Origin of the sequence: Agrococcus beijingensis (genome assembly GCF_030758955.1) — a bacterium.
GTDB classification, from domain to species: domain Bacteria; phylum Actinomycetota; class Actinomycetes; order Actinomycetales; family Microbacteriaceae; genus Agrococcus; species Agrococcus beijingensis.
Map to the genome: position 1 here is coordinate 1,183,744 of NZ_CP132360.1, position 19,794 is coordinate 1,203,537.

17 protein-coding genes are annotated in these 19,794 nt (G+C 72.5%); 4 read left to right on the forward strand and 13 right to left on the reverse strand.

Features of this window, described 5'->3' with window-relative positions:
- From deoC to truB, 5 genes are all read right to left on the reverse strand, one after another.
- Positions 1 to 1,011, reverse strand: a complete 1,011-nt coding sequence (gene deoC / locus Q9250_RS05690; RefSeq protein WP_306233617.1) for a deoxyribose-phosphate aldolase — start codon at positions 1,009 to 1,011, stop codon at positions 1 to 3.
- A gap of 102 nt (positions 1,012 to 1,113) precedes the next feature.
- Entirely contained in the window at positions 1,114 to 2,082 is a 969-nt protein-coding gene (locus Q9250_RS05695; protein ID WP_306233618.1) for a bifunctional riboflavin kinase/FAD synthetase, read from the reverse strand.
- Positions 2,079 to 2,480: a hypothetical protein gene (locus tag Q9250_RS05700; protein ID WP_306233619.1), complete on the reverse strand. Its 402-nt coding sequence runs from the start codon at positions 2,478 to 2,480 to the stop codon at positions 2,079 to 2,081. Before Q9250_RS05700 ends, Q9250_RS05695 begins: the two co-directional genes overlap by 4 nt.
- A 23-nt stretch (positions 2,481 to 2,503) precedes the next feature.
- Entirely contained in the window at positions 2,504 to 2,875 is a 372-nt protein-coding gene (locus Q9250_RS05705) for a hypothetical protein (RefSeq protein ID WP_306233620.1), read from the reverse strand.
- The gene (gene truB / locus Q9250_RS05710; RefSeq protein ID WP_306233621.1) at positions 2,872 to 3,846 is read right to left on the reverse strand and encodes a tRNA pseudouridine(55) synthase TruB; all 975 of its coding nucleotides are present in this window, start codon (positions 3,844 to 3,846) and stop codon (positions 2,872 to 2,874) included. Before truB ends, Q9250_RS05705 begins: the two co-directional genes overlap by 4 nt.
- A 134-nt stretch (positions 3,847 to 3,980) precedes the next feature.
- Between truB and Q9250_RS05715 the strand changes: the two genes are divergently transcribed.
- Complete coding sequence (locus Q9250_RS05715) at positions 3,981 to 4,988, forward strand: ketopantoate reductase family protein (RefSeq protein ID WP_306233622.1); 1,008 nt, start codon at positions 3,981 to 3,983, stop codon at positions 4,986 to 4,988.
- 16 nt (positions 4,989 to 5,004) lie between these two features.
- Here the strand turns inward: Q9250_RS05715 and Q9250_RS05720 are convergent, their stop codons facing one another.
- The gene (locus Q9250_RS05720; protein ID WP_306233623.1) at positions 5,005 to 5,706 is read right to left on the reverse strand and encodes a nucleoside/nucleotide kinase family protein; all 702 of its coding nucleotides are present in this window, start codon (positions 5,704 to 5,706) and stop codon (positions 5,005 to 5,007) included.
- 61 nt (positions 5,707 to 5,767) lie between these two features.
- Positions 5,768 to 7,063 carry a DUF418 domain-containing protein gene (locus tag Q9250_RS05725; protein ID WP_306233624.1) on the reverse strand — a complete coding sequence of 432 codons (1,296 nt, stop codon included), beginning with the start codon at positions 7,061 to 7,063 and terminating at the stop codon, positions 5,768 to 5,770.
- 55 nt (positions 7,064 to 7,118) lie between these two features.
- On the opposite strand from Q9250_RS05725, the gene Q9250_RS05730 reads away from it, so the two are divergent.
- Positions 7,119 to 7,973, forward strand: coding sequence for an HhH-GPD family protein (locus tag Q9250_RS05730; RefSeq protein WP_306233927.1), 855 nt, complete (start codon positions 7,119 to 7,121; stop codon positions 7,971 to 7,973).
- A 21-nt stretch (positions 7,974 to 7,994) separates the two neighbouring features.
- Positions 7,995 to 9,407 (forward strand): RNB domain-containing ribonuclease, encoded by a 1,413-nt coding sequence (locus Q9250_RS05735; RefSeq protein ID WP_306233625.1) that lies wholly within the window; start codon positions 7,995 to 7,997, stop codon positions 9,405 to 9,407.
- Here the strand turns inward: Q9250_RS05735 and rbfA are convergent.
- From rbfA to nusA, 4 genes are all read right to left on the reverse strand, one after another.
- On the reverse strand, positions 9,404 to 9,838 hold the full coding sequence (gene rbfA / locus Q9250_RS05740) for a 30S ribosome-binding factor RbfA (RefSeq protein ID WP_306233626.1): 435 nt from the start codon (positions 9,836 to 9,838) through the stop codon (positions 9,404 to 9,406). The genes Q9250_RS05735 and rbfA overlap by 4 nt on opposite strands.
- A 67-nt stretch (positions 9,839 to 9,905) precedes the next feature.
- Complete coding sequence (infB, locus tag Q9250_RS05745) at positions 9,906 to 12,674, reverse strand: translation initiation factor IF-2 (RefSeq protein WP_306233627.1); 2,769 nt, start codon at positions 12,672 to 12,674, stop codon at positions 9,906 to 9,908.
- 72 nt (positions 12,675 to 12,746) lie between these two features.
- Positions 12,747 to 13,148 carry a YlxR family protein gene (locus Q9250_RS14175; RefSeq protein ID WP_422665080.1) on the reverse strand — a complete coding sequence of 134 codons (402 nt, stop codon included), beginning with the start codon at positions 13,146 to 13,148 and terminating at the stop codon, positions 12,747 to 12,749.
- A 56-nt stretch (positions 13,149 to 13,204) separates the two neighbouring features.
- Entirely contained in the window at positions 13,205 to 14,194 is a 990-nt protein-coding gene (gene nusA / locus Q9250_RS05750) for a transcription termination factor NusA (protein ID WP_306233628.1), read from the reverse strand.
- Between the two features lie 131 nt (positions 14,195 to 14,325).
- On the opposite strand from nusA, the gene Q9250_RS05755 reads away from it, so the two are divergent.
- Positions 14,326 to 15,825: an alanine/glycine:cation symporter family protein gene (locus Q9250_RS05755; RefSeq protein WP_306233629.1), complete on the forward strand. Its 1,500-nt coding sequence runs from the start codon at positions 14,326 to 14,328 to the stop codon at positions 15,823 to 15,825.
- A gap of 44 nt (positions 15,826 to 15,869) precedes the next feature.
- On the opposite strand, the gene Q9250_RS05760 is transcribed toward Q9250_RS05755, so the two are convergent.
- Together Q9250_RS05760 and Q9250_RS05765 are read right to left on the reverse strand one after the other, a co-directional pair.
- On the reverse strand, positions 15,870 to 17,891 hold the full coding sequence (locus Q9250_RS05760; protein ID WP_306233630.1) for a PhoX family protein: 2,022 nt from the start codon (positions 17,889 to 17,891) through the stop codon (positions 15,870 to 15,872).
- Between the two features lie 124 nt (positions 17,892 to 18,015).
- Complete coding sequence (locus Q9250_RS05765; RefSeq protein WP_306233631.1) at positions 18,016 to 19,779, reverse strand: proline--tRNA ligase; 1,764 nt, start codon at positions 19,777 to 19,779, stop codon at positions 18,016 to 18,018.
- Positions 19,780 to 19,794 lie beyond the last annotated feature (15 nt).

Here is a 19,794-nt window from a genome sequence, read left to right on the forward strand (position 1 = left end):
TCAGTCGATCGTCACGTAGTCGGGGCCGGAGTAGCGGCCGGTGGTGAGCTTCTGGCGCTGCAGCAGCACGTCGTTCAGCAGGCTCGAGGCGCCGAAGCGGAACAGGTGCGGGTCGAGCCACGCCTCGCCGCAGGTCTCGGCGACCGTGACGAGGTACTTCATGGCGTCCTTCGCGGTCGAGATGCCGCCGGCCGGCTTCACGCCGATGCGCTCCCCCGTCAGCCGCTCCCAGTCGCGCACGACCTGCAGCATGAGCAGCGTCACCGGCAGCGTCGCCGCCGGCTGCACCTTGCCGGTGGAGGTCTTGATGAAGTCGCCGCCCGCGAGGATCGAGAGCCACGACGCGCGGCGCACGTTGTCGTAGGTGACCAGCTCGCCGGTCTCGAGGATGACCTTGAGGTGGGCGTAGCTGCCGTCGTCGCGGCGGCACGCCTCCTTGGTCAGCACGATCTCGTCGAAGACCTTGCCGTAGTTGCCCTCGAGGAAGGCGCCGCGGTCGATGACCATGTCGATCTCGTCAGCACCGGCGGCGACGGCGTCGCGGGTGTCCTGCAGCTTCACCTCGACGCTCGCGCGACCGGAGGGGAACGCGGTGGCGACGGCGGCGACGTTGATGCCGCTGTCCTTGCCGGCGCTCCAGGCGGAGCCGAGCGCCTCGACGGCGTTGCCCACCATGTCGCCGTAGACGCAGACGGCTGCGGGCCGGGGCGTCGAGGGGTCGGATGCGTCGGGCACGAGGGCCTTCGCGACCAGCGAGCGCACCTTGCCGCGGGTGTCGTTGCCCTGCAGGGTCGTCAGGTCGATCATGCGGATGGTGAGATCGAGGGCCTTCGCCTTCGAGGTGGTCTTGATCGAGCGGGTGCCGAGCGCGGCGGCGCGGGCCTCGAGGCCCACGGCGTCGACGGTCGGCAGACCCTCGAGGTGGCGACGGAGCGCGACCTCGGAGAGGTCGCTCCCGAGCAGCTGGACTGCGCGCTCCGCCGGGGCGAGCGCTGCGCTGGGTGTGGTCACGCTGTTCCTTCTCCTCTGCCGCGGTGCGGATGCCCGCAAGGTGTGTCGCGACGTGCGAGTGGAGGCCACTCTACCCGGCGCCTCGCCGGGTGCGGAGGCGGCTCAGCCGGCGGCGGCGGCCACGAGCCGGCGGGTCGCCTCGACGTCGCGGTGCATCTGCGTGATCAGCTGGTCGAGCCCCTCGAAGCGGTGCATCGGGCGCACGAAGTCGATCAGCTCGAGCGTGATCGGCCGGTCGTAGAGGTCGAGGTCGGTGTCGAGCAGGAACGCCTCCACCGTCTTCGCCTGCACGCCGTCGAACGTGGGGTTGTCGCCGATCGAGACGGCGGCCGAGAAGGTGCCGGCGTCGACGTGCGCGATGGCGGCGTAGACGCCGTCGGCGGGGATGAAGCCCTCGACCGGCGCGCCCAGGTTGGCGGTCGGGAACCCGAGCTCGCGCCCCCGCTGGAACCCGCGCACCACGTCGCCGCGCAGCACGTGGCGACGGCCCAGCATGCCGTTCGCCTCCGGGATGCGGCCGAGCACCAGCGCCTCGCGGATCCAGGTGGAGGAGACGCGGCGGCCGTCGGTGAAGCAGATGTCGCCGATCGACTCCACGCGCGACCCGCGGGGCTCGGCGAGCTCGCGCAGCAGCGCCGCGTCGCCCGAGCCGCGGTGCCCGAAGCGGAAGTCGTCGCCGACGAGCAGCACCCGGCCGCCCAGCCCGTCGAAGAGCACCAGCTCGGCGAACTCGCGCGCGGGCTGCGCGGCGGCCTCGGGCGTGAAGGGGATGACGACCACGCGGTCGGCACCGGCGGCCTCGAGCAGCTCGATCTTGTGTGCGAGCGACACGAGCGGCAGCGGCGCGCGGTCGGGCCTTACGACCTCGAGCGGGTTGCGGTCGAAGGTGACGACGGTCGTCGCGAGCCCTTCGGGCTCGGCGAGCGCCCGCAGCTGCTCGAGGATGCGCTGGTGGCCGATGTGCACGCCGTCGAACTTGCCGATCGTGATCGCCGAGGGCGTCGAGACCAGCTCGTCGATCCAGCCGAGCCCGCGCTCGGCGAGGCTGTGGGGTTGCTCGTGCGCGCTCATGCGGCCACCCGCTCCCGGCTGACCCGCAGCCACCAGAGGCCCAGGATCGGCAGCACCGCGGGGATGAAGAGGTAGCCCGAGCCGAAGCGGCTCCAGACCGTGTCGTGCGCGAACAGCTCGGGCGAGACCAGCGAGAGCGTGCCGACGACGACCACACCGACCAGCTCGAAGCAGACGGCCAGGAGCGCGACGCGACGCCACGCATCCGATCGACCGGCGAGCGCGACGGTGGCGACGATGTAGACGACCGCGGCGAGGGCGCTCAGCGCGTAGGCGAGCGGAGCCTCGTCGAAGCGCTGCACGATCTGCACGAACGAGCGACCGGTCGCCGCCAGGGCCAGCACCGCGTACACCGCGATGAGGACCCGTCCGATCCCGGCATGCCTGCGCTCGCTCATCCCATCGATCCTAGCCGCGCGGCTCAGGCCGACTGGACGAACCAGATCTGGTGCATGCGGTAGACCATCACGGCGCACGCGAGGATGCCGATGCCGACGATGAGGGTCGACCACTTGCCCTGCTTGTCGATGAGCGCCCACACCACCGCGGCCGGCGGGATCGCGAGCGCCGAGATCAGGTAGACCCAGTACTCGAGCAGGTCGCCGGTGGGGCCGGCGCCGACGATCGGCGCGATGATCGACGCGACCGTCTGCACCAGCAGCGTGAGCAGCGTCAGCGCCGCGGCTCCCAGCACGATGTCGTTGAAGGGCCGGCGCGCGAGCCCGTAGACGGCGACCGCCGCGCCGATGACTCCGAGCGCGCTCGCCTGCGCGAGCATCAGCCAGGCGATCACGGCTGCGGCTCCGGGCCCTGCTCGGCCGTCGGCTCGGGCGTCAGCGTCGCGGCCGCGCTCGCGGGCGCCGCCGCCGGCGCGGGTGGCGGGAAGTTCGTCACCGGCATGAGACGGCGCCCGGCGACCCGTGCGATGCCGACGAGCCGCTCGCCGTGCACGGCGGCGACGATGCCCGACTCGCTCTCGAGCGCCACCGTGCGGCGGCCGCTGGCGAGGTTCGCGGCCCGCTCGTCGTCGAGCTCGGCGACCGGCAGGATGCGCGAGGCGGCTCGGGCGGGCGTCAGCAGCAGGTGCTCCGCACCCGACTCGGGCAGCGCATCCGCCCCCGGTGCCCCGTCGACCTCGAACGGGCCGATGCGGGTGCGCCGCAGCGCCGTCAGGTGCCCTCCGACGCCCAGCGCCTCGCCCAGGTCGCGGGCGAGCGCGCGGATGTAGGTGCCGCTCGAGCAGTCGACCACCACGTCGACCTCGGCGCGGGCGCCCGCGCGGAACGCGAGCGCCTCGAAGCGCGCGACCGTGACGGGGCGGGCCTTGAGCTCGACCTGCTCCCCCGCCCGCACCCGCGCGTAGGCGCGCTCGCCGTCGACCTTGATGGCGCTGACGCTCGACGGCACCTGCTCGATGTCGCCGGTGAGCGCGGCCATCGGGGCCGCGAGGTCCGCCTCGGTCAGGTGGGACGCATCCGCCGTCGACGTCTCGTCGCCCTCGGCGTCGTCGGTGGTGGTCGCGGCGCCCAGCAGGATCGTCGCCGTGTAGGTCTTGTCGAGGCCGACCATGTGGGTCAGCAGCCGCGTCGAGGGGCCGACGCCCAGGATGAGCAGGCCCGTGGCCATGGGGTCGAGCGTGCCCGCGTGCCCCACCTTGCGGGTGCCGAGCGCTCGGCGGGCGCGGCTCACGGCGGTGTGGCTCGTGATGCCCTGCGGCTTGTCGACGAGCAGGATCCCGTCGGGGTTCGAGGCTGCGGCTGGCACCCGTCGAGCCTACCGAGCGGGCGGGTCGAGCTCCGTCGGGGTCGGCCGCGCCGCGATGCCGACGCCGGTGCCGGTGCCGGTGCCGTGGCCGCCGCGGTGCCGGTGCCGTGACCGTGGCCGGATAGCCTGCCCGCATGGCGATCGACGAGGTTCCCGCGCGGCCGGAGCGGCAGCGGGTGGCGGTCATCGGCGCGGGCGCGATCGGCGGCACGATCGCCGCCCGGCTGGATGCGGTGGGGCACGACGTGACCGTCACCGCGCGCGGCGAGAACCTGGCCGCGATCCGCGCGCACGGCCTGCAGCTCAAGGGCGCGTTCGGCCAGCACACCGCGCGCGTCACGGCGCTCGAGGCGCTGGAGGTGCCGCCCGACGTGGCGATCCTCTCGACCAAGGCGACCGGCACCACCGCGGCCATCGAGGCCAGCCGTCAGGCGCTCGACGGGGTGCCGCTGCTGGTGGTGCAGAACGGCCTCGGCGGCGACCGGCTCGCGGCCCGGCTGCTCGGGCACGAGCGGGTGGCGGGCGGCATCGCGCTGATGGCGGCGAACTCCATGGAGCCGGGCATCGTGACGGTGACCGCCACCGGCGACACGATCGTCGGCGGGCCGGAGGGCGCCCGCTTCGCGGCGCTGCTGGGCGAGGCGCTGCCGACCAGCGAGACGCCGTCGATCGAGGGCGCGCAGTGGACGAAGCTGCTCATCAACATGGTCAACGCGATCCCCGCGATCGTCGGGCACTCGGTGCAGGACGTCATCCGCGATCCCGGCCTGCGCCGCGTGATGGTCGCCTCGATGCGCGAGACCGCCCGCATCGGCCTCGCCGCGGGCGTGCGGTTCCAGCCGCTCCAGGGCCTCACGCCGCTGCTCGTGCGCGTCGTGGCGTTCGCGCCGCACCGCATCGCGCAGCAGGTGCCGCTGCGCATCCGTGACCGTCTCGGCGACGTGCCCAACCTCGGGTCGACCCAGCAGTCGATCCGCCGCGGGCAGCCGACCGAGGTCGATCAGATCAACGGCGCGGTGGCGGATGCCGCCGGTCGCCTCGGGCGCGAGGCTCCCGTCAACGCCGCGCTGGTCGAGCTCGTGCACGAGGTCGAGCGCACCGACCGGTTCCTGCCCGCGTCGGTGGTGCGGCGGCTGGCGTAGCCGCGGCTCGCGCGGCTCAGCAGGAGTCGGCGAACAGCTGCTGCGGCCGCCGCCAGTCGCTGTTGTCGACGATGAACGCGGCCTTGCCGCGCGGGTTGGCCTGCAGCTCGTACTGCTGGTGGGCGTCGCGGTAGCGGGCGTGCGACGGATGCTCGACATCCGGATGCGCGCCGTCACGGGCGCGCAGGCGCTCACCCCGCACCCGCGGGTCGGCCTCGATCCAGAGCACCCCGTGCCACTTGCCCGCCAGCGCGGGACGCTGCAGGAAGACGCCGTCGACGATGAGCACGACATCCGGCCCCGCGGTGTGCCACTCCCTCTCGACCGGGTGGTCGGTGGCGAGGTCGAAGGCGCGTGTCACGAAGCCGGTCGAGCCGCCCATGCGGAACGGCTGCAGCAGCACGCGGTCGAGCAGCTCGACGTCGAACGCATCCTCGTAGTAGCCCTTGGCCGAGTCACGCCCCTGCCGGTAGCGGAACGCCTGCGGCCGATGGAAGTCGTCGGCGCTCGCGCGGAACGCCTCGACGCCCGCGCGCGCGAATGCGACCTGGAGGGCATCCGCGAACCTCGTCTTGCCGACGCCGTCACGGCCCTCGACGGCGATGAGCCTGCGGCCGCGCGGGTTGCGGCGCAGGATCTGCGCGACGAGGTCGGTGTAGAGCGCCTTCTGCTCGGGGGTCCAGGAGGCGGCCTTCATGAGGAGCGCGCTGTCGACCATGCGGTCAGCCTAGGCCGCGCGGCTCGGCACCGTGCTCAGGCGCCGCGCTCAGGCGCCGCGCTCAGGCGACGGGCGTCGGCGGCGCGACGGGCCGGCGACCGTAGACGAGCCGGCGCAGCAGCGCCTCTGCCGGCCCGCGCCTGCCGCGCAGGTCGAGCACGAGCGCGACCACGACCGTCACCAGCCACACCCCGGCCGCGAAGCCAGCCGCGGCCAGCGGCGACAGGGGCGCGCCGAGCCCCAGCCCCCACGCGGCGAGCACCGGCGCGAACAGCACCGACTGCAGCAGGTAGCTCGACAGCGAGCGCTTGCCGACGGCGCTGAGCGCGCGCACGACGATGCCGCGACGGTCGCCGATGGCGGCCGCGATCAGCCCGAACAGGGCGGCGTAGCCGACGCCGCCCGCGACGCCGGTGGCGCTCGACAGGCCGATGGTCGCCCAGGAGAGGAGCGGATCGAAGAGCAGGCCGGCGTGCTGCGCCGCGGCCAGTGCGCCGCCCGCCCAGCCGGTCCCGATGCCGACGAGCGCGATGCGCACCAGCAGCGCCCGGTGCTCGCGCGGGCGGTCGAGCAGTCCGCGGCGTGCCGCCAGGATGCCGAGCACGACCGCCAGCGGCACGGTCAGCACGAACGCCTGGCCGACCGTCGACACGAGCCACGTCCCCAGGCTCATGAGCATGAACAGCAGGTAGTTCGACTCGCCTGCCGGGTAGGGCACCGCGGGCACGGCGAGCATGGAGAGGTCGTCGCTGAGGGCACCGGTCAGGAAGCCGCCGAGCAGCCCGAACAGGCCGGCGACGAGCAGCAGGGCGGCGAGCACCCAGGCGGTGATCTGCAGCGTGCGGTCGCGGCGCTGCAGGAGCAGCCAGGTGACGACCAGGCCGACGAGGCCGTAGGCGCCCACGATGTCGCCGAACCAGAGCAGCAGCGCGTGCACGGCGCCGAAGGCGAGCATCCACGCGTGTCGGCGCTGCAGCAGCCGCTTCGCCTCCCGCATCGGCGTGCCCGCCGCCGACTGCCGGCTGTACAGCTGCCAGATGCCGTAGCCGAACAGGAACGCGAACAGCGGGTAGGAGCGGCCGTCGATCGCGACGAGCGAGAACAGCTGCCAGCCGAGGTCGGCGCCCTCGGCGCCGAGCGGGTGCCCGTTCGTGAGGCCGCGCTCGACGCCGTGCAGCCACCAGGACACGTTGGCCAGCGCGATGAGCAGCAGCATCAGCCCGCGCGCCAGGTCGGGCGCGAGGCTGCGGCCTCGCGCCGCGGTCGCGGCAGCGGCGAGGTCGACGGGCTGCGGCGGTGCCGCCCAGCCGGAGGCGGAGGGCGGCAGCCCGGGGTGCGGATGCTGCGGCGAGGTCACCGATCGACGCTATCCGAACGCGGCCTACGCTGTTCAGGTGCCCGGTGAACTCGCGATGAACGACCTCGCCGAGTGGTATCGCGGCAACGCCCGTGATCTGCCGTGGCGCCGCCCGGAGTTCGACGCCTGGGGCACGCTGGTGAGCGAGATCATGCTGCAGCAGACGCAGGCGTCGCGCGTCGCCGTCGAGATCGACCGCTGGCTCGACCGCTGGCCGACGCCCGCCGATCTCGCCGACGCGCCCACGCACGAGGTGCTGCGCCAGTGGGGCACGCTCGGCTACCCGCGCCGCGCCCTGCGGCTGCAGGACGCCGCGCGCGCGATCGTCGAGCGCCACGGCGGCGAGGTGCCGCGCGACGTCGCCGACCTGCTGGCGCTGCCCGGCATCGGCGACTACACCGCCCGGGCCGTCGCCGTCTTCCACTTCGGCGACCGCCACCCGGTGGTCGACACGAACGTGCGCCGCGTCGTCGCCCGCGCCGTGCACGGGCAGGGAGAGGCGGGCCCGGCCGCCAAGCGCGACCTCGCCGACGTCGAGGCGCTGCTGCCGGCCACCCCGGCCGACGCATCCGTCGCCTCGATCGCGCTGATGGAGCTCGGCGCGCTCGTGTGCACGGCCCGCCGGCCCGACTGCGACGCCTGCCCGATCGCCGCCGCCTGCGCGTGGCGGGCGGCCGGCTACCCGGCGTACGCGGGCCGGCGGGCACCCAAGCAGGGCCGCTTCGCCGGCAGCGACCGGCAGGCGCGCGGCACCGTGCTGCGGGCGCTGCGCGCGGTCGACGTGCCGCTGGCCGAGGCCGAGCTCGCGCCGCTCTGGCCCGACCCGGCCCGGCGCGAGCGGGCGATCGCCTCGCTCGCCGCCGACGGCCTGCTGGTGCGCGAGGCGGGCAGCCTGAGGCTCCCCCACTAGCCGCGGGGCTAGGTTGTCGGCATGCCCGCACGCTACGAGCACGTCACCGACGCGAGCGACGAGCTCGCCGCCGCCCTCGCCGCGATCCGCGAGGAGCTCGGCCTGGGCGCCGAGTTCCCGCCCGAGGCGCTCGCCGAGGCCGAGGCCTTCGCCGCGGCGCCGCGCCTGCCGGAGGCCGACCGGTCGGGCGTCGGCTTCGTCACGATCGATCCCGAGGGCTCCACCGACCTCGACCAGGCGCTCCACATCGAGCGCGCCGGCGACGGCTTCGAGGTGCGCTACGCGATCGCCGACGTGCCCGCGTTCGTCGAGCCGGGCGGCGCCATCGACGCCGAGGCGCGCCGACGCGGCCAGACGATGTACGCCCCCGACGGCCGCGTGCCGCTGCACCCGCCGGCGGTCAGCGAGGGTGCGGCGAGCCTGCTCGAGGCGCAGGAGCGCGGCGCCTACGTGTGGACGATGCGGCTGGATGCGTCGGGTGCCGTCGTCGAGACCGCCCTCGAGCGGGCTCGGGTGCGGTCGCGCGAGCAGCTGACCTACCGCCAGGCGCAGGCGCGCGTCGAGGCGGGCGACGCGATGCTGGGGCTGCTCAGGGAGGTCGGCGAGCTGCGCATCGCGCTCGAGGAGGCGCGCGAGGGCGCGAGCCTCGACATGCCCGAGGAGGAGATCGCGCACGTCGACGGCGCGTACCGCATCGAGCGCCGCGAGCTGCTGCCGGTCGAGCGCTGGAACGCGCAGATCTCGCTGATGACCGGCATGGAGGCCGCGAACCTCCAGCTGCAGGCGAAGCGCGGCATCCTGCGGACCATGCCGCGCCCGCCGGAGAGCGACGTCGCGCGGTTCCGCAAGGAGGTGCGGGCCATCGGCGAGGAGTGGGCCGAGGGTGAGCACTACGGCGCCTTCCTGCGCCGCCTCGACCGCGCGAAGCCGACGACGCTCGCGATCCTGCAGGCCGCCCGGCGCCTTTTCCGGGGTGCGGGCTACACCGTGCTGGATGAGCGCTCGGATGCGTCGGCGCTCGAGCAGGCGGCGATCGGGGCCCCGTACGCCCACACCACTGCGCCGCTGCGGCGGCTCGTCGACCGCTACGTGCTCGCGCACTGCGAGGCGATCGCGAACGGCCGCGAGATCCCGCAGTGGGCGAGCGACGGGCTCGACGGCCTGCCCGAGATCATGGCCGAGTCGGGACGCGCCGCGGGCCAGCTCGAGCGCGCCTCGATCGACGCGGTCGAGATCGCGATGCTGCGCTCGCGGGTCGGCGACGAGTTCGACGCCGTGGTCGTCGAGACCCGCAAGGAGGGCGCGACGATCCAGCTGATCGACCCGCCCACCGAGGCGGCCTGCGACACCGTCGCGGAGCCGGGCGAGCGCGTCAGGGTGCGGCTCGTCGAGGCCGACCTGGCGGCGCGCCGGCTCCGCTTCGCGGACGCCTAGTCCTCGTCGAGCTCCCGCGGCTTCTTGTACGGGTCGGCGTCGCCTGCGTAGTCGGCGGCCGCTGCGGCGCGCTGCGCCTCGAGGTCGCGCACGCGAGCCTCGTCGAGCAGGTGCTCGATCGACGCGGCGTTCTCGGGCAGCGCGTCGAGGATGAACTCGATCGTCGGCGTCAGCCGCAGCGAGATGCCCTTGCCGATCTCGCGCCGCACGAGGCCCTTGGCGCTCGTGAGCGCCTTGGCGGTCTCCTCGCGCTCTTCGTCGGTGCCGTACACGGTGTAGAAGATCGACGCGTGCTGCAGGTCGCCCGTCATGCGGACATCCGTGATCGTCACGAAGCCGAGCCGCGGATCCTTCACCTCGCGCTCGAGCGCGTGCACGGTGATCTCGTGGATGCGGTCGGCGATCTTCCTCGCCCTGGGGTTCTCGCCCATCAGTTCCTCCTGTGCTTCCTCAGACGAGTATGGGGCGGCCGGAGCCGCCCCATACTCGATGCTCGCGTCAGACGCGCGGCTTCTCGACCATCTCGGTGGTCTCGATCTCGTCGCCGATCTGCAGATCGTTGAACTTGCCGAGGCCGATGCCGCACTCGAAGTCGGTGCGGACCTCGGTCACGTCGTCCTTGAAGCGTCGCAGCGACTCGATGGCCAGGCCATCGGCCAGCACGATGCCGTCGCGGATGACGCGCGCCTTCGCGTTGCGGGTGATCGTGCCGGAGCGGACGATGCAGCCGGCGATGTTGCCGAACTTCGACGAGCGGAACACCTCGCGGATCTCCGCCACGCCCGACTGGACCTCTTCGAACTCCGGCTTGAGCATGCCCTTGAGCGAGCTCTCGACATCTTCGATCGCCGCGTAGATGACGTTGTAGAACCGCACGTCGACACCCTCACGGGCGGCGCGCTCACGGGCCTTCGTGTCCGGACGGACGTTGAAGCCGATGATGACGGCCGAGTCGACCGTCGCCAGGTTGACATCCGACTCGGTGATCGCGCCCACGCCGCGGTGGATGATCCGCAGGTCGACGGAGTCGTCGATCTCGATCTTCATCAGCGACTCCTCGAGCGCCTCGACGGCACCCGAGACGTCACCCTTGATGATGAGGTTGAGCGTCTCGACCTTGCCCTGCTCCATCGCCAGCTTGAAGTCCTCGAGCGACATGCGCTTGCGGGCCTTGGCCAGCTGGGCGTTGCGCTCGACGGCCTCGCGCTTCTCGGCGATCTGGCGGGCGGTGCGGTCGTCCTCCGTGACGATGAAGGTGTCACCGGCACGAGGCACGCTCGAGAGGCCCTGCACCTGCACGGGCATCGACGGGTACGACTCCTCGACCAGCTCGCCGCGGTCGTCGACCATCGCACGGACGCGGCCGTAGGCCGTGCCCGCCACGATCGCGTCGCCGACGCGGAGCGTTCCGGACTGGATGAGCACGGTCGCCACCGAGCCGCGGCCCTTGTCGAGCTTCGCCTCGATCGCGATGCCGCGCGCCTCCTTGTTGGGGTTGGCACGCAGGTCGAGACCGGCGTCGGCGGTGAGCAGCACGGCCTCGAGGAGCTCCTCGATGCCGGTGCGCGCGAGCGCCGAGACGTCGACGAACATCGTGTCGCCGCCGTACTCCTCGGTGACGAGGCCGTACTCGGTGAGCTGCTGGCGCACCTTGGCGGGGTTCGCGCCCTCCTTGTCGACCTTGTTGACCGCGACCACGATCGGCACGTTGGCCGCCTGCGCGTGGTTCAGCGCCTCGATCGTCTGGGGCATGATGCCGTCGTCCGCCGCGACCACGAGGATCGCGATATCGGTCACCTGGGCACCACGAGCACGCATGGCGGTGAACGCCTCGTGACCCGGGGTGTCGATGAAGGTGATCGCGCGGTCTTCGCCCTCGTGCTCCTTCCACACCTGGTAGGCGCCGATGTGCTGCGTGATGCCGCCGGCCTCGCCGTCGATGACGTTGGCGCCGCGGATCGCGTCGAGCAGGCGCGTCTTGCCGTGGTCGACGTGACCCATGACGGTGACGACCGGCGCGCGGTATTCGAGGTCCTCGTCGGTCTCGTCCTCGAGCTCCTGCTCGAGGTCGAGGCCGAAGCCCTCGAGGAGCTCCTTGTCCTCGTCCTCGGGGCTGACGATCTGGACCTTGTAGCCCAGCTCGGCACCGAGCAGCTCGAAGGTGGTCTCGTCGAGCGACTCCGTCGCCGTCGCCATCTCGCCGAGGTGGAACAGCACGGTCACCAGGTCGCCGGGGCTCGCGTCGATCTTCTCGGCGAAGTCGGCGATCGATGCGCCACGGCGCATGCGGATGATGGTGGTGCCATCACCGCGGCGCACCTTGACGCCACCGATCGACGGCGCCTCGCGCATCTCGAACTCGAGCCGCTTGGTGCGCTTCGACTTGCGGGACTTGCCCTTCGCGCCACCCTTGCCGAACGCGCCGGCAGTGCCGCCGCGACCGCGGCCGCCGCCGCCGGGACGACCCGCGAACGCGGGACCGCCACGACCGGGAGCGCCGGGACCGGGGGCACCGGCGCCTGCGCGCTGGAAGCCGCCGGCGCCGCCCGGACGGCCGGGGCCACCGGGACGACCGGGCCCACCCGCACGCGGAGCGCCGGGACGCGGCGCACCGGGACGCGGGGCGCCGGGACGAGGAGCGCCGGGGCGCGGAGCCACCGGGCGCGGCCCGCCGGGGCCAGCCTTGCTGGTGAACGGGTTGTTGCCCGGGCGCGGTCGACCCATGCCCTGCGACGAGGCGAACGGGTTGTTGCCGGGGCGCGGGGCTCCCGGGCGGCCCATCGGGCGAGGGATCGAGCCGGGGGTCGCGCTGTCCGCGTCGCCGGTCGCGGGAGCGGCCGTCGACGCGGGGGCCTCAGCCGCGGGTGCGGGCGTCGGCGCGTCGGCCTTCGGCGCCTCGGCCTCGGGCGCCGGAGCGGCCGGAGCCTTGGCCTCAGCGGGCGCCGGGGCGGCGGGAGCCGCTGCCGGTGCGGGCGCCTTGGGGGCGGCGCCGCCGGGCTTGGCCGACGGTGCCTTCGCGGCCGGTGCCTTCGCGGCCGGTGCCTTCGCAGCCGGTGCCTTGGCGGGCGCGGCGGGAGCCGCCGCGGGCTCGGCGGTCGCCGTGTGCCCCTCCGCCTCGAGGGCGGCCTTGAGCTTGCGAGCGACCGGGGGTGCGATCGCCGAGGCGGGTCCCTTGACGAACTCGCCCATCTCCTTGAGCTTGGCCAGAGCGACCTTGCTCTCGACGCCGATCTCGGCGGCGATCTCGTGAACGCGTGGGTTTGCCACTTCTCTCCTGTCTTGGTCCGCCCAAGACAGGGCGGACGTCAATTGCTGACGGGTCTCATTTCGAGCTGCTCATCAGTTGTCCATGTGGGTTTCGTTCCTTCGGTCGGGGCTCGGTTCGAGCCCGTCCTGCGCCCATCGTGCGATGGGCGAGGTGTCCAGGGGCTTCTGGCGCAGTGCCCGCGGAAGCGAGCGGACTGCGCGCTCCACGCACTGCTGCGTCGGATGCACCCATGCGCCTCGGCCCGGGAGCCGTTGATCGAGATCGACGACCGCCACGGAGTCCTGCGCGACGATCCGCACGAGATGTGCGGGTTCAGTGCGCGCGCGACAGCCAAGACACGTTCGGATGCGTCTACAGTACCGCAGACACGCCCGGGATGCAGAGGCGTGTCGGTGCGGGCCCGTCAGTCTCACCGAATCGGGCTGGATGTCGATCTCATCGCTCGGAAGAGCCCCACCGGGCCTCTTCCTCACGACCGCTCAGATCGACATCCACGAACCCCCTGGCCGCGGGCAACGACCTCGGCTGGTCAGTCCTCCATCACCGAATCCGGCTGGATGTCGATCTTCGCGCCAGTGAGCTTCGCGGCGAGGCGGGCGTTCTGGCCCTCCCGGCCGATCGCCAGCGACAGCTGGAAGTCGGGCACGAGCGCGCGGACGGCACGGGTCTTCTCATCGATCATGAACGCATCCGACACCCTCGCAGGGCTGAGGGCGCTGGCGACGAACGCCGGCAGATCCTCGGAGAAGTCGACGATGTCGACCTTCTCCTCGCCGAGCTCGGCCTGCACGGCGCGCACGCGGGCGCCCATCTCGCCGATGCACGCGCCCTTCGCGTTGATGCCGGGCTGTGTGGCGCGCACCGCGATCTTCGTGCGATGGCCGGCCTCGCGGGCGATCGCCACGATCTCGACGGCACCGGAGGCGATCTCGGGCACCTCGAGCGCGAAGAGGCGGCGCACGAGCGACGGGTGCGTGCGGCTCACCGTGACCTGCGGTCCGCGCTGGCCGCGCTCGACCTTCGTGATGTAGACGCGCATCCGCTGGCCGTGCTTGTACTCGGCGCCCGGCACCTGCTCCTCGGGCGGCAGCAGCGCCTCCATGTCGTCGCCGAGCTTGACGTGCACCATGCGCGGGTTCGTGCCCTGCTGCACGATGCCCGCGATGATGTCGCCCTCGCGGTCCTTGTACGCGCCCAGCACCGTCTCGTCGGTCTTGTCGCGCAGCGCCTGGAAGATGACCTGCTTGGCTGCGGATGCGGCGATGCGGCTGAAGTCATCGGTGGTCGCGAGCGACTCGCCGATGCGGTTGCCGTCCTCGTCGAGCTCGGGCTCGTACAGCGCGACCTCGCCCGTGGAGCGGTTGACCTCGACGCGGGGCTGCGGCGCGCCCGGCGCCGGCTTCTCGCCCGAGCTGATGTGCGCCTGCAGGATCGCCTGCTCGATGATGTGGATGAGCGCATCCGAGGAGATCTCCCGCTCGCGCTCGACGGTCTTCAGCACGCTCAGATCGATCTTCACTTGTGGGCTCCTTCTCCTGCGAGGCGTCCCACCTGGGATGCCGACCGATCAGTCTACCGGCCCCCTGCCTGCCCGGCTACCGCGGGCATCCGCCTCTTGGCTGAGGCACAGGCGCCGCTAGGGTTGCCGCCATGGAAGCGTTCGATGGGTTCGTGCTGACTGCTGGCGACTTCTGGTGGACGTGGGTGGTGCTGCCCGTGCTCGCGCTGCTCGGCATCTACTTCACGGTCCGCTCCGGCGTCGTGCAGCTTCGCCTGCTGCCGGCCATGTTCAAGGTGCTGACCGACAAGACCCCGAAGGCGAGGGACGGCAGCAACCAGTCGGTGTCGTCGTTCCAGGCGTTCACGATCTCGGCGGCGAGCCGCGTCGGCGTCGGCAACATCGCCGGCGTGGCGACCGCGATCGCCATCGGCGGCCCCGGCGCCATCTTCTGGATGTGGACGATGGCATTCGTGGGCGGCGCCTCGTCGTTCATCGAGTCGTCGCTCGCCCAGCTCTACAAGCACCGCGACGCCGACGGCTTCCGCGGCGGCCCCGCCTACTACATGCAGCGCGGCCTCGGGCAGCGCTGGATGGGCATCCTCTTCGCCGTCATCCTCATCGTGTGCTTCCCCTTCGCCTTCTCGTCGCTGCAGGCGAACACGATCGTGGCGACGGTGACCTCGACCATCGGCGTCGACACCGCTTGGCTGCCCTGGGCGATCGGCATCGCGGTCGCCATCCTCACCGCCCTCGTCGTCTTCGGCGGCGTCCGCCGCATTGCGAAGGTGACCGAGTCGCTGGTGCCCGCGATGGCGCTGCTCTACCTGATCCTCGGCCTCATCATCGTCGGCATGAACGTCACCGAGGTGCCGCGCGTGATCGGCGAGATCTACGCGGGAGCCTTCGGGTTCCAGCAGGTCGCCGGCGGCGCGATCGGCACGATCCTCATGCAGGGCGTCAAGCGCGGCATGTTCTCGAACGAGGCCGGTCTCGGCTCCGCGCCGAACGCCGGAGCCTCCGCCGCCGTCACGCACCCGGCGAAGCAGGGCCTCGTGCAGACGCTCGGCGTCTACTTCGACACGTTCCTCGTCTGCTCGATCACCGCATTCATCATCCTGGTGTCGACGCCCGACCTCACGGGCGCCGAGGGCGGCATCGGCCTGACGTTCGACGCGGTCACGGGGCAGCTGGGCGCCTGGGCGGGCGTGGCGCTGTCGCTGATCGTCTTCCTGCTGGCGTTCTCGTCGATCATCGGCAACTACTACTACGGCGAGTCGAACATCGAGTTCATCACCGAGAACCGCACCGCGCTGACCGTCTATCGCGTGCTCGCGGTCGTCGCGGTGCTCGGCGGCTCGGTGGTCGCGACCGCGACGATCTGGAACACCGCCGACCTGCTGATGGGCGTCATGGCGATCGTGAACCTCGTCGCCATCGGCCTGCTGTCGGGCGTCGCCTTCAAGCTGCTGAAGAACTACGACGAGCAGCGCCGCGCCGGCAAGGATCCGGTGTTCACCCGCGACATGCTGCCCGAGCTGCGCGGGGTCGAGGTGTGGGAGAGCGTCGAGTCGGTCACCGGTCAGTGGTCGATCGCGGACCCGGACCCCGAGACCGGCGCCGCGAACGCCGCCGGGGCGACGCAGCGCTGACCGGCGGCGGGTGCGCCGCTGCGGCAGCGCACCCGCGGGACGGCTCAGGCCGGCAGCACCTGCACGACCGACGGACGGGGTCCGGCGAACGTGCCGGGGCCCGTCGCGCCGTAGTCGGGGAACATCGAGCGCTGCGCTCCCCACACGCCGTCCTCGCCCGGGTGCTGCACCGCGACGAACACGGTCTGCTCCTGGTCGTGGATGACGGGGCCGCAGGTCTCTGCGTCGGTCGGCACCGCGAGGAACTGCTCGACCCGGCCGCGGGTCTCGCCCTCGAGCGAGACCTTGAACAGGCCGTCGTCGAGGCCGAGCGTGCCCGGCTGGCCGTCGGTCGAGATCCACAGGTTGCCCTCGGAGTCGAACGCGACGTTGTCGGGGCAGGAGATCGGCGAGACGAGCTCCTTCGGGTAGCCGGCGAAGTAGGTCGCCGGCGACGAGGGGTCGCCGCACAGCAGCAGGATCGACCAGCCGAAGGCCGTGCCCGACGCGCCCTGCGTCTCGGTCAGCTCGATGACGTGGCCGTCGCGGTTGCTGCTGCGGGGGTTGGCCTCGTCGAGCGCGTGCCGCGTGCCGCGGTTCGAGTTGTTCGTGAGCGCGACGTACACGCGACCCGTGATGGGGTGGGGCTCGACGTCCTCGGGGCGGTCCATCTTCGTGGGGTTCACGAGGTCGGCCGCGAGGCGCGTGTGCACCAGCACCTGGTCGATCGTCATGCCCGGCACCATGCTGCGGCCGCCGAGCGTGAGCGGCACCCACTGGCCGATGCCGTCGAACGCGCCATCCGCCGGCAGCGTGCCCGTGCCGTCGATCTCGGCCACCGGCGAGTCACCGGTGAAGCGGGCGACGAACAGGTCGCCCTCGGTGAGCAGCTTCTTGTTCTGCTTGCGGGCGCCCGGTCCGGTGCCGTCGTTGAAGCGGTGCTTGGAGACGAACTTGTAGAGGTAGTCGCCGCGCTCGTCGTCGCCCATGTAGGCGACCACGCGGCGGTCCTCGCCGATGCGCACGTTGGCGCCCTCGTGCTTGAAGCGGCCGAGCGCCGTGTGCTTGACCGGGGTCGAGGTCGGGTCCTGCGGGTCGATCTCGACGATGTAGCCGAAGCGGTTCGGCTCCTGCTCGAAGCCCTCGGTGCCGCCGAACCGCGGGTCCTCGAGCTCCCAGCGGGTCGCGGTGGCGCGGTCGGCGAGCCCGTAGCGGCTCGTCGCCCGGTCGGCGACCGGCGTGCGGAAGTAGCTGTTGAAGTTCTCCTCGCCGGAGAGCACGGTGCCCCAGGGGGTGGTGCCGCCCGCGCAGTTGCCGAGGGTGCCGAGCACGACGCGACCCGACGCATCCGTCGCCGTCTGCAGCAGCGGGCTGCCCGCCGCGGGACCGGTCAGCTCGTGCTCGGTCTCGACCGTCACGCGCCGGTTGCGCGCGCCGGCGACGGCGCGCCAGGGATCGCGCACCGAGTCGCGCGCGACCTCGACGACCGACATGCCCTGCGCCATCTTCAGGATGCGCGACTGCACCGCGAGCTGCGCGGGATCGGTCGTGGGCGGGAACATGATCTGCTCGTTCGAGTACTCATGGTTCGCGACCAGCACGCCCGTGAGCCCGGACGCATCCGGGATGACGGCGAGGTAGTCGTTGTTGTAGCCGAACTGCGCGGCCTGCGCCTCGGGCGTCTGCGCCTCGGCGTCGAAGACGGGCGCCCCGGGCAGCACCGGGTCGCCCCAGCGGATCACCGGCACCCAGCGGAAGCCCGCGGGCACCGTCAGTGCGTCGACCGAGGCCGGCACCGGAGCGATCGGCGTGAAGGGCATCGTCGACGAGGTCGCGGCCGCGGCGGCGGTCGCGCGACCGCCGCCCAGGGCGGGCGCGACCGCGATCGCGACGGCGCCGGCGACGCCGAGGCCCAGCGCGCTGCGGCGCGAGAGCACCGCATCGGCGATGGAGCGGAACGTGGGGTTGGCGCTCTGGTTGCACTCGGGCCCGAGGCACGCGTCGCCGCACTTCAGGCGGCAGGTGACGGGCGATCGCTTGCCGCGCGCGTGATCGGCGCTCGGCAGCAGCTGCAGGGGAATGGACATGGCGATCCTCCGGGTCGGCTTCGCTGACGGCACCAGCCTCTGCCTGCCGATCGCTGCGCAGGCGACCTCCGGGTGAACGCGAAGCGAACGCCGGGCGAACGGCTCGGCTCGACCCCCGCGATCGTCAGCGGCCGATCGCCTCCTGCAGCTGTGCGAGCTGCACCTGCTTGCGCTCGCCGCTCGCGCGGTCCCACAGCTCGACGCTGCCCTGCGCGGCGTCGCGGCCGACGACCACCACCAGCGGCATGCCCATCAGCTCGGCGTCGCCGAACTTCACCCCCGGCGACACCTTCGGCCGGTCGTCGAAGAGCACCTCGAGGCCTCGGACGTCGAGGTCGGCCGCCACGCGCTCGGCGATCGAGAACACCTCGGGATCCTTGCCCGTGGCGACGACGTGCACGTCGAACGGCGCGACCTCGCGCGGCCAGACGATGCCCTTGTCGTCGCGCGACTTCTCGACGATCGCCGCGAGGTTGCGGGTCACGCCGATGCCGTAGGAGCCCATCGTGACGGTGACGAGCTTGCCGTGCTCGTCGAGCACCTTCAGCCCGAGCGCCTCGGCGTACTTGCGGCCGAGCTGGAAGACGTGGCCGATCTCCATGCCGCGCTCGAGCACCACCGGGCCCGAGCCGTCCGGGGCCGGGTCGCCGTCGACCACGTTCGCCGCCTCGACCCAGCCGTCGCCGACGAAGTCGCGGCCGGCGACCAGCCCGAAGACGTGCCTGCCGGGCTCGTTGGCGCCGGTGATCCAGCTCGTGCCGTCGACGACGCGCTTGTCGAGCAGGTAGCGGATGCGCGTGGTCGCGCGCTCCCCCAGCACGGCGCCGGAGGTGGACCACGGGCCGATGTAGCCCTTCACGAGGCCCGGGTTGGCCTTGAAGTCGTCGTCGTCGGCCGCGGTGACCACGGCCGGCTGGAAGGCGACCTCGACGCGCTTCTCGTCGACCTCGCGGTCGCCGGGCAGGCCGATCACGACCAGCTCGCGCGTGCCGTCGAGGTGCGTCAGGCGCAGCACGACGTTCTTCAGCGTGTCGGCGGCCGTCCACGGGCGGCCGTCCTCGCGCGGGAAGCGCGCGTTGGCATCGGCGACGAGGGTCTCGATCGTGGGGGTGTCCGGCGTCTCCCGGACCACCGCATCCGCCTGCCCCTCGATCGGCAGCGGCTCGGGCGCCAGCGTCTCGAAGGCCTCGACGTTGGCCGCGTAGCCGCCGGCCGAGCGCACGATGGTGTCCTCGCCGACCGGCGTCGGGTGCATGAACTCCTCGGACTTCGAGCCGCCCATCGCGCCGGCGTCGGCCGAGACGATCACGTACTCGAGGCCCAGGCGCTTGAAGATGCGCTCGTAGGCGTCGCGCTGCAGCTGGTAGGAGGCGGCGAGGCCCTCGTCGGTGACGTCGAACGAGTAGGCGTCCTTCATCGTGAACTCGCGGGCGCGCAGCAGGCCGGCCCGCGGCCGCGCCTCGTCGCGGTACTTGTCCTGGATCTGGAAGATCGTCAGCGGCAGCGCCTTGTAGCTCGAGACGAGATCCTGCACGAGCAGCGTGAAGACCTCCTCGTGCGTCGGCGCCAGCAGGTGATCGGCGCCCTTGCGGTCCTGCAGGCGGAAGATACCGTCGCCGTACTCCGTCCAGCGGCCGGTGCGCTCGTAGGGCTCGCGCGGCAGCAGGCCGGGGAAGAGCACCTCCTGCGCGCCGACGGCCTCCATCTCCTCGCGCACGATGCGCTCGATGTTGCGACGCACCCGCAGCCCCAGCGGCAGCCACGAGTAGAGCCCCGCGCCGGCGCGGCGGATGTAGCCGGCGCGCAGCAGCAGCCGGTGGCTCGCGACCTCGGCCTCGGCCGGGTCCTCGCGGAGCGTGGTGAAGAAGAGCTGGGAGAGGCGGATCACCCTTGCGAGTCTACG

Coding starts and splice junctions, on each gene's coding strand:
- Q9250_RS05695 (WP_306233618.1), bottom strand. CDS start 2,082: ATGAGCGCGCACGAGCAACCCCACAGCCTCGCCGAGCGCGGGCTCGGC.
- Q9250_RS05700 (WP_306233619.1), bottom strand. CDS start 2,480: ATGAGCGAGCGCAGGCATGCCGGGATCGGACGGGTCCTCATCGCGGTG.
- Q9250_RS05715 (WP_306233622.1), top strand. CDS start 3,981: ATGGCGATCGACGAGGTTCCCGCGCGGCCGGAGCGGCAGCGGGTGGCG.
- Q9250_RS05720 (WP_306233623.1), bottom strand. CDS start 5,706: ATGGTCGACAGCGCGCTCCTCATGAAGGCCGCCTCCTGGACCCCCGAG.
- Q9250_RS05730 (WP_306233927.1), top strand. CDS start 7,119: ATGAACGACCTCGCCGAGTGGTATCGCGGCAACGCCCGTGATCTGCCG.
- Q9250_RS05735 (WP_306233625.1), top strand. CDS start 7,995: ATGCCCGCACGCTACGAGCACGTCACCGACGCGAGCGACGAGCTCGCC.
- rbfA (WP_306233626.1), bottom strand. CDS start 9,838: ATGGGCGAGAACCCCAGGGCGAGGAAGATCGCCGACCGCATCCACGAG.
- Q9250_RS05755 (WP_306233629.1), top strand. CDS start 14,326: ATGGAAGCGTTCGATGGGTTCGTGCTGACTGCTGGCGACTTCTGGTGG.
- Q9250_RS05760 (WP_306233630.1), bottom strand. CDS start 17,891: ATGTCCATTCCCCTGCAGCTGCTGCCGAGCGCCGATCACGCGCGCGGC.